This is a genomic window from Streptomyces sp. D2-8, assembly GCF_023184515.1.
GTDB lineage: Bacteria > Actinomycetota > Actinomycetes > Streptomycetales > Streptomycetaceae > Streptomyces.
In genome coordinates, this window is record NZ_JAAHBP010000019.1 from 99,410 (window position 1) to 111,939 (window position 12,530).

The following is a 12,530-nucleotide window of genomic DNA, read 5'->3' on the forward strand; positions in this document are numbered from 1 at the left end:
AGACGGGTCGGACAGCATGCGCAGAGGACGTCGACTCGCGATCGACGTCGGGGACGCCCGCATCGGGGTCGCCTCGTGCGACCCCGACGGGATCCTCGCCACCCCGGTGGAGACGGTCCCGGGGCGTGACATCCCGGCAGCTCAGCGGCGGTTGAAGCAACTCGTCGAGGAGTACGAGCCCATCGAGGTCGTGGTCGGTCTCCCGCGCTCCCTCAAGGGGGGCGAGGGGCCGGCCGCGGTCAAGGTCCGGGGCTTCACCCAGGAACTGGCCCGCATGATCTCCCCGGTTCCGGTGAGACTCGTCGACGAACGCATGACGACGGTCACGGCCAGCCAGGGACTGCGCGCCTCGGGCGTGAAATCCAAGAAGGGCCGGTCCGTCATCGACCAGGCAGCGGCCGTGATCATCCTGCAACAGGCCCTCGAATCCGAACGGGTGTCAGGTAAAGCACCCGGCGAAGGCGTCGAAGTGGTCATCTGATCGCGATACGGTAACGTTCCGCGCGATGCGACGGCATTCGAACAGCCGCCGCACAGCAAGAGGCGGAACGGGAGCGCCGAGCCGGAAGCCGCGCCACCGCCGCCTCGCGGCTCTAGGGGATCGATGACTGAGTATGGCCGGGGCCAAGGCTCCGAACCGTGGCATCCGGAGGACCCGTTGTACGGGGACGGCGGATGGGGCGGACAGCAGGCCCATCAGGGTCAGCAGTCCCCCTACGGCGGCCAGCCGCAGCACTATCCAGAGCAGCCGCAGCAGCCGCAGTACGGCGAGTGGGGCACCGGTGACCAGGCCGGATACGGCCAGGACCAGCAGCAGTACCCGTACGACCAGCAGTACGCGGCACCGGCGCACGGCCATCAGCAGTACCCCGGGCAGCCGGACCACGGACATCAGCAGGCTCAGGGCTACCACCAGCAGCAGTACGACACCGGCGGCTGGGCCAACGACCCGCACCAGCAGGTCTCGTACCCCGGTGACCCGGGGGACCCGTACGGGCAGCAGGCCGGTGCGTACGGCGGGGGCCGGCAGGACTACTACGGCACGCCCGACGCGTATCCGCCCCCCGAGCCGCCCGGCCGGCGAGGGGCCGAGCCCGCACCGGAACCGGAGACGGGCTGGGACCCCGGCCCCGACCAGGGCGAACACGCCTTCTTCGCGGGCGGGGACGACGATGACGACGATGACGAGCCGGGGGAGCGCCGCGGGCGCGACGACAAGCGAGGGCGCGGCAGTAAACCGAAGAAGCGCCGCAACGGCATGGCCTGCCTGCTGGTCGTCGTGATCCTGGGCGGCGGCCTGGCAGGCGTCAGCTACTTCGGCTACCAGTTCTACCAGGATCGTTTCGGCGACGACCCGGACTTCGCGGGTGAGGGCAACGGGCAGCAGGTGACGGTCGAGATCCCCGAGGGAGCGCTCGGGTACAAGATCGGTCAGGTGCTGAAGAGCGCGGGGGTCGTCAAGAGCGTCGACGCGTTCGTCGCGGCCCAGCAGAGCAACCCCGAGGGCAAGAGCATCCAGGACGGCGTCTACACGCTGCAGAAGCAAATGTCGGCCGAGAGTGCGGTCGAACTGATGCTCAGTCCCGAGAGCCGCGACAACCTGATCATCGCCGAGGGCAGGCGCAACGCCGACATCTACCAGCTCATCGACAAGCGGCTGGAGGTCAAGGACGGCACTACCGCCGCGGTCGCCAAGAAGGACTACAAGAAGCTCGGCCTGCCCGCCTGGGCGCAGAACCACCCGGATGTCAAGGACCCGCTGGAAGGCTTCCTCTACCCCTCCAGCTACGGCGTGCGGGAAGGCCAGAAGCCCGAGGACGTCCTGAAGCAGATGGTCAAGCGGGCCACCGCGACGTACGAGAGGTACGGCGTGGCGGAGAAGGCCGAGAGCCTCGGCCTTGAGGACCCGTGGCAGCTGGTCACCATCGCCAGCCTGGTCCAGGCCGAGGGAACGAGCCACGACGACTTCCGCAAGATGGCCGAGGTCGTCTACAACCGCATGAAGCCCGGGAACGCGCAGACCAACGGCATGCTGGAGTTCGACTCCACCTACAACTACATCAAGAACCAGAGCAAGATCGACCTGACTCTGCAAGAACTGCGGACGTACGACAACCCGTACAACACGTACTTCCACAAGGGCCTGCCGCCCGGTCCGATCGACAACCCGGGCGAGGACGCGATCAAGGGCGCCCTCAAGCCCACGGACGACGGCTGGTACTACTTCATCTCGCTCGACGGCAAGACCAGCAAGTTCACGAAGACGAACACCGAACACCAGAAGCTGGTCGACCAGTTCAACGCCTCGCGGAACAACTGAGGAAGACCCTGATGGCCGCACCGCGCCGAGCCGCCGTACTCGGCTCCCCGATCACCCACTCGCTCTCCCCGGTCCTGCACCGCGCCGCCTACCAGGAGTTGGGCCTGGCCGGCTGGTCGTACGACAGGTTCGAGGTCGACGAGGCCGGGCTGCCCGCGTTCTTCGAGGCGCTCGGACCCGAGTGGGCCGGGCTCTCGCTGACCATGCCGCTGAAGCGGGCCGTGATCCCGCTGCTGGACGAGATCAGTGAGACCGCTGCCTCGGTCGACGCCGTCAACACCGTCGTCCGTACCGAGGACGGCCGCAGTATCGGGGACAACACCGACATCCCGGGCATGGTCGCGGCCCTGCGCGAGCACGGCATCGACAAGGTCGACGCCGCCGCCGTCCTCGGCGCGGGCGCCACCGCCTCCTCCGCGCTGGCCGCCCTGTCCCGGATCTGCCCGGGCGAGATCACCGTGTACGTGCGCAGCGAGGCCCGGGCCGCCGAGATGCGGCAGTGGGCCGAGCGACTCGACGTCGCCGTCCGCATCGCCGACTGGGCCGACGCCGAGCAGGCCCTGCGCGCCCCCCTGGTGATCAGCACCACGCCGGCCGGTGTCACCGACGCCCTCGCCCGGTCCGTGCCGGAGCGTCCGGCGGCCCTCTTCGACGTCCTCTACGACCCCTGGCCGACCGTCCTCGCCGCCCGCTGGTCGGCGTACGGCGGTGCCGTCGTCAGCGGTCTCGACCTGCTGGTGCACCAGGCCGTGCTCCAGGTCGAGCAGATGACGGGGCTGGCCCCGGCGCCCCTGGACGCCATGCGAAAAGCGGGCGAACGGGCGCTCGCAGACCGCTAGTATCCGCTCTCGGTTCCGCAGGGGGCGGAACGGGGGAGGGGAACGTCCGTCATGTCCGCAGGCCTGCCTCAGGCGTCCGTCAAGTCCCAGATATTCGAGTCCCTGCTGGGATTCCTGCCCGACTGGGTGCAGATCACGGTGCTCGCCCTGATCGTGCTCGCCGTCGTGGCGTCCTGGGTCGTCAAGATCAAGCGCAAGATCGCCTACCGGCGTGCCGTCCGCAACGGGCAGCCGGTCCACGCCGCGGCCCAGCACGGGCAGGGGCGCGGAGCGGACTACCTCGGGGAGTACGCACCCCGGCAGGCGCAGCAGCATGGCAGTGGGGCCGACCATCTTGGGGCGTACGCCCCGCAGCAGGCCCAGCCCGTGCGGCAGCCGAGCGGCGGCGACTTCCTCGGGGCGTACGCGCCGCGGCAGCGGCAGGGCGACGGCCCGTCCGCGAACGCGTCCGCTTGATGGACCGCCCGCCGGGCAGTCGGCCCCGGCGTGGGAGGATCGGAGATGGCGGACCGGGCCGCGCACCCGGTCACGCCGTCGCCGTACGCGACGAGGCGCGTACGCAGGGCAGTACCAGAGCGCGAGCACTGAGGAGCACCGTTGAGCAGGTTGCGCTGGCTGACCGCGGGGGAGTCCCACGGTCCCGCACTCGTCGCGACGCTGGAGGGCCTTCCCGCCGGCGTGCCGATCACCACGGACATGGTGGCGGACCATCTCGCGAGGCGGCGCCTGGGCTATGGGCGCGGTGCCCGGATGAAGTTCGAGCGGGACGAGGTCACCTTCCTCGGCGGCGTCCGGCACGGCCTCACCCTCGGCTCCCCGATCGCGGTCATGGTGGGCAACACCGAGTGGCCGAAGTGGGAACAGGTCATGGCCGCCGACCCGGTCGACCCGGAGATCCTCGGCGGGCTCGCCCGCAACGCCCCGCTGACCCGGCCGCGCCCCGGCCACGCCGACCTCGCGGGCATGCAGAAGTACGGCTTCGACGAGGCCCGGCCGATCCTGGAGCGCGCCTCCGCGCGTGAGACGGCCGCCCGCGTCGCGCTGGGCGCGGTGGCCCGGTCGTACCTCAAGGAGACGACCGGCGTCGAGATCGTCAGCCATGTCGTGGAGCTGGCCGCGGCGAAGGCGCCGCGGGGCGTCTACCCGACCCCGGCCGACGTCGAGAAGCTGGACGCGGACCCCGTGCGCTGCCTGGACGCGGACGCGTCGAAGGCGATGGTCGCCGAGATCGACCAGGCACACAAGGACGGCGACACCCTCGGCGGCGTGGTCGAGATCCTGGCGTACGGCGTCCCGGTGGGCCTCGGTTCGCACGTGCACTGGGACCGCAAGCTGGACGCCCGGCTCGCCGGCGCGCTCATGGGCATCCAGGCGATCAAGGGCGTCGAGATCGGCGACGGTTTCGAGCTGGCGCGGGTGCCCGGCTCCAAGGCGCACGACGAGATCGTGAAGACCGACGACGGCATCCGGCGTACCTCCGGCCGCTCCGGCGGCACCGAGGGCGGCCTGACCACCGGTGAGCTGCTGCGGGTCCGCGCCGCGATGAAGCCGATCGCGACCGTGCCGCGCGCGCTGCAGACCGTGGACGTCACCACCGGCGAGGCGGCGCAGGCCCACCACCAGCGCTCCGACGTGTCCGCGGTTCCGGCCGCCGGCATCGTCGCCGAGGCCATGGTGGCCCTGGTGCTCGCGGACGCGGTGGCGGAGAAGTTCGGCGGCGACTCGGTGGCCGAGACCCGCCGCAACGTGACGTCGTACCTCGACAACCTCGCCATCCGATGAGCGGCCCGCTGGTCGTCCTGGTCGGCCCGATGGGCGTGGGCAAGTCCACCGTCGGGCAGCTGCTGGCCGAGCGTCTCGGCGTCTCCTACCGGGACACCGACGACGACATCGTCGCCGAGCAGGGCCGGACCATCGCCGAGATCTTCGTCGACGAGGGCGAGCCCGCCTTCCGCGCGATCGAGAAGGCGGCCGTGCACCGGGCGCTCGCCGAGCACGACGGCATCCTGGCGCTGGGCGGCGGCGCGATCCTCGACGCCGACACGCGCGCGCTGCTCGCCGGGCAGCGGGTGGCGTACCTGTCGATGGACGTCGAGGAGGCGGTCAAGCGCACCGGCCTCAACGCGGCCCGCCCGCTGCTCGCGGTCAACCCGCGCAGGCAGTGGCGCGAGCTGATGGATGCCCGCCGCCACCTGTACGAGGGGATCGCCACGGCCGTGGTCGCCACCGACGGCCGTACGCCCGAAGAGGTCACCGAAGCCGCCCTGGACGCACTGGAGTTGAAGGAAGCATGAGCGAGGCAGTGACGCGGATCCAGGTCGGTGGCACCGCGGGGACCGACCCGTACGAGGTCCTGGTGGGCCGGCAGCTGCTGGGTGAACTCGGCGGGCTGATCGGCGACAGGGCCAAGCGGGTCGCGATCCTCCACCCCGAGGCGCTGGCCGAGACCGGTGACGCGCTGCGCGCCGACCTGGCCGAGCAGGGCTACGAGGTCGTCGCCATCCAGGTGCCCAACGCGGAGGAGGCCAAGACCGCCGAGGTCGCCGCCTACTGCTGGAAGGCCCTGGGGCAGTCCGGGTTCACGCGCACGGACGTCATCGTCGGCGTCGGCGGCGGCGCGACCACGGACCTCGCCGGGTTCGTGGCCGCCACCTGGCTGCGCGGGGTGCGCTGGATCGCCATCCCGACCACCGTGCTCGCCATGGTGGACGCGGCCGTCGGCGGCAAGACCGGCATCAACACCGCCGAGGGCAAGAACCTCGTCGGCGCCTTCCACCCGCCCGCCGGTGTGCTCTGCGACCTGGCCGCACTGGACTCCCTGGCGGTCAACGACTACGTCTCCGGGCTCGCGGAGGTCATCAAGGCCGGCTTCATCGCCGACCCGGTGATCCTGGACCTCATCGAGTCCGACCCCGAGGCCGCCCGCACCCCGGCCGGCCCGCACACCGCCGAGCTCATCGAGCGCTCCATCCGGGTCAAGGCCGACGTCGTGTCGTCGGACCTGAAGGAGTCGGGCCTGCGCGAGATCCTCAATTACGGCCACACACTCGGCCACGCCATCGAGAAGAACGAGCGCTACCAGTGGCGCCACGGCGCGGCGGTCTCGGTCGGCATGCACTTCGCCGCCGAACTCGGGCGTCTGGCAGGCCGGCTGGACGACGCGACGGCCGACCGCCACCGCACGATCCTCGAAGCGGTCGGACTGCCCCTGCACTACCGGCACGACCAGTGGCCCAAGCTGCTGGAGACCATGAAGGTCGACAAGAAGTCCCGCGGCGACCTGCTGCGCTTCATCGTCCTCGACGGTCTGGCCAAGCCCACCGTCCTGGAGGGACCCGACCCGGCCGTGCTGCTCGCCGCGTACGGCGAGGTCGGGCAGTAAGTCCCCCAGCGCTCCTTCCGCCCGAATTCGCCCTACGGGCCGGGCACTTCGGACCGCCCCCGGCCGTTCACACATCGACGACCGGGGGCGGTACCGTTCGGTAGCACGCGGGTTCCGCCCCCGCTGTCAGCGCCCATCGCCTGTACGAGACGGAGTGGCACCGGATGCAGCACGCAGTGGGTTCTCCGCTGCCGCCGCCCCATCAGCCGGGGCACGGACCGGCCACCGGCTGGTCGCCGGCCGCACACCACCCGGGCCCGCCGAACGCGGGCGCGCACCAGGGCTCCGTGCCCGTGCCCCCGCCGCCCCCGGCACCGGGATATCCGGCGCCCCCGCCCGGACCGACCCCGGCTTCCGCCCCGTCGGCGCCGGAGACCACCGGCCATGTGCCGCTGCCGCCCGGCGGCCCGGTCGCCATGCCGATGGCGCCGCCCGCCACGGCGGTTCCCGACCCCGCCGGTACGACGCTCGCGGTGCTGCTCATCGGCCCCGCGGGTGCGGGCAAGACCAGCGTCGCCAAGTACTGGGCGGACCACCGCCGGGTCCCCACGGCCCACATCAGCCTCGACGACGTACGCGAATGGGTCCGCTCCGGCTTCGCCGACCCCCAGGCCGGGTGGAACGACAACTCCGAGGCGCAGTACCGCCTGGCCCGCCGCACCTGCGGCTTCGCCGCGCGCAACTTCCTGGCCAACGGCATCTCGTGCATCCTCGACGACGCGGTCTTCCCCGACCGCCCGGTCGTGGGCCTCGGAGGCTGGAAACGCCACGTCGGGCCGGGCCTGCTGCCGGTCGTTCTCCTCCCCGGGCTGGACATCGTCCTCGAACGCAACGCGGAGCGCTCGGGCAACCGACGCCTGTCGGACGAGGAGGTCGCCCGCATCCACGGCCGCATGGCCGGGTGGTACGGGTCGGGCCTGCCGATCATCGACAACTCCCAGCTGGACGTACCGGAGACGGCGAAGGTCCTGGACGACGTCCTGGCCAGGTCGATCGCCAGCCCACCTCAGTGGTGAGCGCTCCCTAGGGACGCGGGGAACCGCGCGACAGCCCCTACACACGCGCGGACGGCACACAACCTCGCGCGGCACGCACTCTCGCCGAACAGCACCCCCACCCACCCGGACATACCAGGCACCGCCCACTCAGACGCCCTCAACCGGCGCCAAACCGGCGGAGCTCATACGCTCGGGTTATGTCAGAGGTGTACGCGGCCCGCCGGACGCGTCTGAGGGAATACTGCAACGCGGGCGGCAGCGCGGCGGCGCTGGTCTCCCGCCCCGCCAACGTGCGCTATCTCGCGGGCGCCGCCCCGCACGGCGCCGTGCTGCTGCTGGGCAGGACCGAGGAGCAGGACCTCCTGGTCTGTGCCGGCCCCACGGCCGACCGTCCCACGCAGGAGCGCCCCGACGAGGCCCTGCACGTGCAGACCCTGCCCGGAGTCGGCGGCGGTGACCCGGCCGTCGCGGCCGCCGGCATCGCCACGGGCCAGGGCGCCGACTCCCTCGCCGTGGAGGAGCACCACCTCACCGTGGCCCGCCACCGAGCCCTCGGCTCGGTCGCCCCCCGGCTGCGCCTGGCCAACCTCGGCAGCGCCGTCGAGCAGCTCAGGTTCGTCAAGGACGAGGAGGAGATCTCCTGCCTGCGCATCGGCGCCGAGATCGCCGACCAGGCCCTCGGCGAACTGCTGGAGTCGATCCTCGTCGGCCGCACCGAGCGCCATCTCGCCCTGGAACTCGAGAGACGACTTGTGGACCACGGGGCGGACGGGCCGGCTTTCCCGACGTCCGTGGCCACCGGCCCGAACGCCGGCCGTCCCGGCCACCGGCCCACCGACCGCCGCGTCGAGGAGGGCGACTTCCTCTCCGTCTGCCTCGGCGCGACGTACCGCGGATACCGCTGCGAGATCGGCCGCACGTTCGTCATCGGCACCGCTCCCGCGGACTGGCAGATCGAGTTGTACGACCTGGTCTTCGCCGCCCAGCGGGCCGGGCGTGAGAGCCTGGTACCCGGCGCCGCCTGCCGGGACGTCGACCGCGCCGCCCGTCAGGTCCTGGACTCCGCGGGGTACACGGAGGGCCTCACGGTCCTGACCGGACACGGCGTCGGGCTCGAAATCGACGAGGACCCTCAATTGAGTCCCGCGGCCATGGGTAAACTGGACGCTTGCGTGCCGGTCACCGTCGAACCGGGGGTCCACCTCCCGGGCCGGGGCGGTGTCAGGATCGATGACACGCTCGTCGTCCGCCCCGAGGCGGACGGCGGACCCGAGCTACTCACCATCACGACCAAGGAGCTGCTCGCCCTGTAGGTAGGCAGGCGCGTGCCCCGGGGTCGTACGTCAGTCCAGGAGATTCCGCAACCGTGGCTTCCACGAACGACCTCAAGAACGGCATGGTGCTCAAGCTCGAAGGCGGCCAGCTCTGGTCCGTCGTCGAGTTCCAGCACGTCAAGCCCGGCAAGGGCCCGGCCTTCGTGCGCACCAAGCTCAAGAACGTGCTCTCCGGCAAGGTCGTCGACAAGACCTTCAACGCCGGCGTCAAGGTCGAAACGGCCACCGTCGACAAGCGCGACATGCAGTTCTCCTACATGGACGGCGAGTACTTCGTCTTCATGGACATGGAGACCTACGACCAGCTGCACGTCGACCGCAAGGCCGTCGGCGACGCCGCCAACTTCCTGATCGAGGGCTTCACCGCCACCGTCGCGCAGCACGAGGGCGAGGTGCTCTTCGTCGAGCTGCCCGCCGCCGTCGAGCTCGTCATCCAGGAGACCGAGCCGGGCGTCCAGGGCGACCGCTCCACCGGCGGCACCAAGCCCGCCATCCTGGAGACCGGCCACCAGATCAACGTGCCCCTCTTCATCACCACCGGTGAGAAGATCAAGGTCGACACGCGCACCAGCGACTACCTCGGCCGGGTGAACAGCTAACCGTGGCTGCCCGCAACACGGCCCGTAAGCGCGCCTTCCAGATCCTCTTCGAGGGGGACCAGCGCGGCGCCGATGTGCTGACCGTCCTCGCGGACTGGGTCCGGCTCTCCCGGGCGGACACCCGGCAACCGCCGGTCAGCGAGTACACGATGGAGCTGGTCGAGGGCTACGCGGAGCACGCGAAGCGCATCGACGAGCTGATCGCGCAGTACTCCGTCGGCTGGACCCTCGACCGGATGCCCGTCGTCGACCGCAACATCCTGCGGCTCGGCGCCTACGAGCTGATCTGGGTCGATGCGACGCCGGACGCCGTCGTCCTCGACGAGATGGTGCAACTGGCAAAGGAGTTCTCCACGGACGAGTCGCCCTCGTTCGTGAACGGCCTGCTCGGCCGGCTGAAGGACCTCAAGCCCTCGCTCCGCCGCGACGAGGTCTGAGACAGACCGCATGCCGGAGGGCCCGCAGCGTCACCGCTGCGGGCCCTCCGGCGTTCCCGTGAGTCCCTGGGCCCTGCTCCGGGCCTCCCTGGGCGGCCCCGCTCCGTCAGGGCCGCACAACGCCGCCGGGGTGGCCGAGAACCATACGGTTCCGGCCACCCCGGCGGCACGTTTCTGCTGGACCCGCGGAGCGGTCAGGCCTCCTCGTGGGACGCCACCGCGCGACGCGCGTCCGCGTCCAGGACACCCCAGCTGATCAGCTGCTCCGTGAGGACGGACGGCGACTGGTCGTAGATGACGGCCAGTGTGCGCAGGTCGTCCTGGCGGATCGACAGCACCTTGCCGTTGTAGTCACCGCGCTGCGACTGGATCGTGGCCGCGTAGCGCTGAAGAGGGCCCGCCTTCTCGGCCGGCACCGTGGCCAGCCGCTCCAGGTCCAGGACCAGCTTCGGCGGCGGCTCGGCGGCTCCGCCCGGGGTCGTGCCCGGCAGCAGCTCCTGCACCGGAACGCCGTAGAAGTCCGCCAGCTCGGCAAGGCGCTGTACGGTCACGGCACGATCGCCGCGCTCGTACGAACCGACCACGACCGCCTTCCAGCGTCCCTGGGACTTCTCCTCGACACCGTGGAGGGAAAGGCCCTGCTGGGTGCGGATCGCCCGGAGCTTGGCCCCGAGCTGTTTGGCGTATTCGCTGGACATATAGCTCCCCGGCACTGTGTCGACGCGTCTGGCGTGGGTGCCAGGCCGCGCGGCTGGTAACTCACTGTGAGGTTACGCAGCGTTACTCTGCCGCGTCAAGCCGAATGGTCCGCACCGACTCTTCCGTGGTATCGGCGTTCCGTTAGGCCGAGTAGGTGATTCGAGGGGGCCATCGGAGCGATCGCGGGGACCTGCTACCGTGTATGGCGCAATCCCGACGTCCTTTAAGGTCCGTCCCGTGAGGCGGAGAAGGAGGTCCGTTTCTTATGGACTCGCACGACACGCACGACACGCAGTCCGATGCCCGGCCCGTTCTCGAAGGGCCCGACATCGCGCGGGTACTGACCCGCATCGCCCACGAGATCGTCGAACGCGCCAAGGGTGCCGACGACGTGGTGCTCCTCGGCATTCCGACCCGGGGCGTCTTCCTCGCCCGGCGGATCGCCGACAAGCTCGAGCAGATCACCGAGCGCAAGGTTCCGTGCGGCTCGCTCGACATCACCATGTACCGCGACGACCTGCGCATGCACCCGCCGCGTGCGCTGGCCCGCACCGAGATCCCCGGTGACGGTCTCGACGGCAAGCTCGTCGTCCTCGTCGACGACGTGCTCTTCTCCGGCCGCACCATCCGCGCCGCCCTCGACGCCCTGAACGACATCGGGCGCCCGCGCGCGGTGCAGCTCGCCGTCCTCGTCGACCGCGGACACCGCGAACTGCCCATCCGCGCCGACTACGTCGGCAAGAACCTCCCCACGTCGTTGCGGGAGACGGTCAAGGTCCAGCTCGCCGAGGAGGACGGTCGCGACACCGTGCTGCTCGGTGCCAAGCCGACCCCTCAGTAGCGCTCCAGGCGTACGCCGCCTTCGTATGCCCGCTGGTTGCGCCCTCGCGCGCCCGTCTGCCCCCATTCTCCCGAATGAACTGCCTTACGGAGCCTGACAGATGCAGCGTCATCTCATCTCGGCCGCCGACCTCACCCGCGACGACGCCGTCCTGATCCTCGACACCGCCGAGGAGATGGCCCGGGTCGCCGACCGGCCGATCAAGAAGCTGCCGACCTTGCGCGGCCGCACGATCGTCAACCTCTTCTTCGAGGACTCCACCCGGACCCGGATCTCCTTCGAGGCAGCCGAGAAGCGGCTGTCCGCGGACGTCATCAACTTCTCCGCCAAGGGCTCCAGCGTCTCCAAGGGCGAGTCCCTGAAGGACACCGCCCAGACCCTGGAGGCCATGGGCGTCGACGCCGTCGTCATCCGGCACGGCGCCTCCGGAGCCCCGTACCGCCTGGCGAACTCCGGCTGGATCGACGCGGTCGTCGTCAACGCCGGCGACGGCACCCACCAGCACCCCACCCAGGCCCTGCTCGACGCCTTCACGATGCGCCGCCGCCTGATCGGCCCCGACGCCGGACTCGGCCAGGACCTCGAAGGCAAGCGCATCACGCTCGTCGGCGACGTCCTGCACAGCCGGGTCGCCCGCTCCAACGTCGACCTGCTGCACACCCTCGGCGCCGAGGTCACCCTCGTCGCCCCGCCGACCCTGCTGCCGGTCGGCATCGAGACCTGGCCCTGCGCGGTGTCCTACGACCTCGACAGCACGCTGCCCAAGTCCGACGCGGTGATGATGCTGCGCGTCCAGCGCGAGCGGATGAACGCCGCGTTCTTCCCGACCGAGCGCGAGTACTCCCGGCGCTACGGCCTCGACGGCGACCGCATGGCGCGGATGCCCGGGCACGCCATCGTGATGCACCCCGGGCCGATGGTCCGCGGCATGGAGATCACCGCCGAGGTCGCCGACTCCGACCGCTGCACCGTCGTCGAGCAGGTCGCAAACGGAGTGTCCATCCGGATGGCCGTTCTGTATCTGCTGCTCGGTGGAAACGAGCCCGCCGTCACCCACCCCCGTACCGAGGAGAAGTAAGAC

Annotated in this window: 14 protein-coding genes; 13 read left to right on the forward strand and 1 reads right to left on the reverse strand. The window is 70.8% G+C overall.

All coding sequences use genetic code 11. The features are described 5' to 3' along the window. Positions 1–16 precede the first annotated feature (16 nt). The 11 genes from ruvX to nusB all read left to right on the forward strand — a co-directional run bounded on the left by ruvX (position 17) and on the right by nusB (position 9,909). Complete coding sequence (gene ruvX, locus G3I77_RS28790; RefSeq protein WP_248508224.1) at positions 17–481, forward strand: Holliday junction resolvase RuvX; 465 nt, start codon at positions 17–19, stop codon at positions 479–481. Positions 482–604: 123 nt separating this feature from the next. Next, positions 605–2,320, forward strand: coding sequence for an endolytic transglycosylase MltG (gene mltG / locus G3I77_RS28795; RefSeq protein ID WP_248508225.1), 1,716 nt, complete (start codon positions 605–607; stop codon positions 2,318–2,320). Between the two features lie 11 nt (positions 2,321–2,331). Further along, on the forward strand, positions 2,332–3,159 hold the full coding sequence (locus tag G3I77_RS28800; RefSeq protein ID WP_248508226.1) for a shikimate dehydrogenase: 828 nt from the start codon (positions 2,332–2,334) through the stop codon (positions 3,157–3,159). A gap of 51 nt (positions 3,160–3,210) precedes the next feature. Next, positions 3,211–3,615, forward strand: coding sequence for a hypothetical protein (locus G3I77_RS28805; RefSeq protein WP_248508227.1), 405 nt, complete (start codon positions 3,211–3,213; stop codon positions 3,613–3,615). Between the two features lie 141 nt (positions 3,616–3,756). Then, positions 3,757–4,941, forward strand: coding sequence for a chorismate synthase (gene aroC / locus G3I77_RS28810; RefSeq protein WP_248508228.1), 1,185 nt, complete (start codon positions 3,757–3,759; stop codon positions 4,939–4,941). Continuing rightward, a complete protein-coding gene (locus G3I77_RS28815; protein WP_248508229.1) occupies positions 4,938–5,453 on the forward strand; it encodes a shikimate kinase in 516 nt (171 codons plus the stop codon). Before aroC ends, G3I77_RS28815 begins: the two co-directional genes overlap by 4 nt. Beyond that, entirely contained in the window at positions 5,450–6,541 is a 1,092-nt protein-coding gene (gene aroB / locus G3I77_RS28820) for a 3-dehydroquinate synthase (protein WP_248508230.1), read from the forward strand. Before G3I77_RS28815 ends, aroB begins: the two co-directional genes overlap by 4 nt. Positions 6,542–6,705: 164 nt before the next feature. Continuing rightward, positions 6,706–7,557 carry a Pro-rich N-terminal domain-containing protein gene (locus tag G3I77_RS28825; RefSeq protein WP_248508231.1) on the forward strand — a complete coding sequence of 284 codons (852 nt, stop codon included), beginning with the start codon at positions 6,706–6,708 and terminating at the stop codon, positions 7,555–7,557. A 179-nt stretch (positions 7,558–7,736) separates the two neighbouring features. Continuing rightward, positions 7,737–8,852, forward strand: a complete 1,116-nt coding sequence (locus tag G3I77_RS28830) for an aminopeptidase P family protein (RefSeq protein WP_248508232.1) — start codon at positions 7,737–7,739, stop codon at positions 8,850–8,852. 53 nt (positions 8,853–8,905) lie between these two features. Continuing rightward, positions 8,906–9,472: an elongation factor P gene (efp, locus tag G3I77_RS28835; RefSeq protein WP_031138970.1), complete on the forward strand. Its 567-nt coding sequence runs from the start codon at positions 8,906–8,908 to the stop codon at positions 9,470–9,472. Positions 9,473–9,474: 2 nt separating this feature from the next. Beyond that, positions 9,475–9,909: a transcription antitermination factor NusB gene (gene nusB, locus G3I77_RS28840; protein ID WP_248508233.1), complete on the forward strand. Its 435-nt coding sequence runs from the start codon at positions 9,475–9,477 to the stop codon at positions 9,907–9,909. 194 nt (positions 9,910–10,103) lie between these two features. Here the strand turns inward: nusB and bldD are convergent, their stop codons facing one another. Continuing rightward, positions 10,104–10,607 (reverse strand): transcriptional regulator BldD, encoded by a 504-nt coding sequence (gene bldD, locus G3I77_RS28845; protein ID WP_018570201.1) that lies wholly within the window; start codon positions 10,605–10,607, stop codon positions 10,104–10,106. A 266-nt stretch (positions 10,608–10,873) separates the two neighbouring features. Between bldD and pyrR the strand changes: the two genes are divergently transcribed. Both pyrR and G3I77_RS28855 read left to right on the forward strand, forming a co-directional pair. Next, positions 10,874–11,449 carry a bifunctional pyr operon transcriptional regulator/uracil phosphoribosyltransferase PyrR gene (gene pyrR / locus G3I77_RS28850; protein WP_248508234.1) on the forward strand — a complete coding sequence of 192 codons (576 nt, stop codon included), beginning with the start codon at positions 10,874–10,876 and terminating at the stop codon, positions 11,447–11,449. Between the two features lie 100 nt (positions 11,450–11,549). After that, complete coding sequence (locus tag G3I77_RS28855) at positions 11,550–12,527, forward strand: aspartate carbamoyltransferase catalytic subunit (RefSeq protein ID WP_248508235.1); 978 nt, start codon at positions 11,550–11,552, stop codon at positions 12,525–12,527. Positions 12,528–12,530: the final 3 nt, after the last annotated feature.

What these genes read in the sequence shown, in the direction of transcription:
- ruvX (WP_248508224.1), top strand. Translation starts at nt 17, where the DNA reads ATGCGCAGAGGACGTCGACTCGCGATCGACGTCGGGGACGCCCGCATC.
- mltG (WP_248508225.1), top strand. Translation starts at nt 605, where the DNA reads ATGACTGAGTATGGCCGGGGCCAAGGCTCCGAACCGTGGCATCCGGAG.
- G3I77_RS28800 (WP_248508226.1), top strand. Translation starts at nt 2,332, where the DNA reads ATGGCCGCACCGCGCCGAGCCGCCGTACTCGGCTCCCCGATCACCCAC.
- G3I77_RS28805 (WP_248508227.1), top strand. Translation starts at nt 3,211, where the DNA reads ATGTCCGCAGGCCTGCCTCAGGCGTCCGTCAAGTCCCAGATATTCGAG.
- G3I77_RS28815 (WP_248508229.1), top strand. Translation starts at nt 4,938, where the DNA reads ATGAGCGGCCCGCTGGTCGTCCTGGTCGGCCCGATGGGCGTGGGCAAG.
- aroB (WP_248508230.1), top strand. Translation starts at nt 5,450, where the DNA reads ATGAGCGAGGCAGTGACGCGGATCCAGGTCGGTGGCACCGCGGGGACC.
- G3I77_RS28825 (WP_248508231.1), top strand. Translation starts at nt 6,706, where the DNA reads ATGCAGCACGCAGTGGGTTCTCCGCTGCCGCCGCCCCATCAGCCGGGG.
- G3I77_RS28830 (WP_248508232.1), top strand. Translation starts at nt 7,737, where the DNA reads ATGTCAGAGGTGTACGCGGCCCGCCGGACGCGTCTGAGGGAATACTGC.
- bldD (WP_018570201.1), bottom strand. Translation starts at nt 10,607, where the DNA reads ATGTCCAGCGAATACGCCAAACAGCTCGGGGCCAAGCTCCGGGCGATC.
- pyrR (WP_248508234.1), top strand. Translation starts at nt 10,874, where the DNA reads ATGGACTCGCACGACACGCACGACACGCAGTCCGATGCCCGGCCCGTT.
- G3I77_RS28855 (WP_248508235.1), top strand. Translation starts at nt 11,550, where the DNA reads ATGCAGCGTCATCTCATCTCGGCCGCCGACCTCACCCGCGACGACGCC.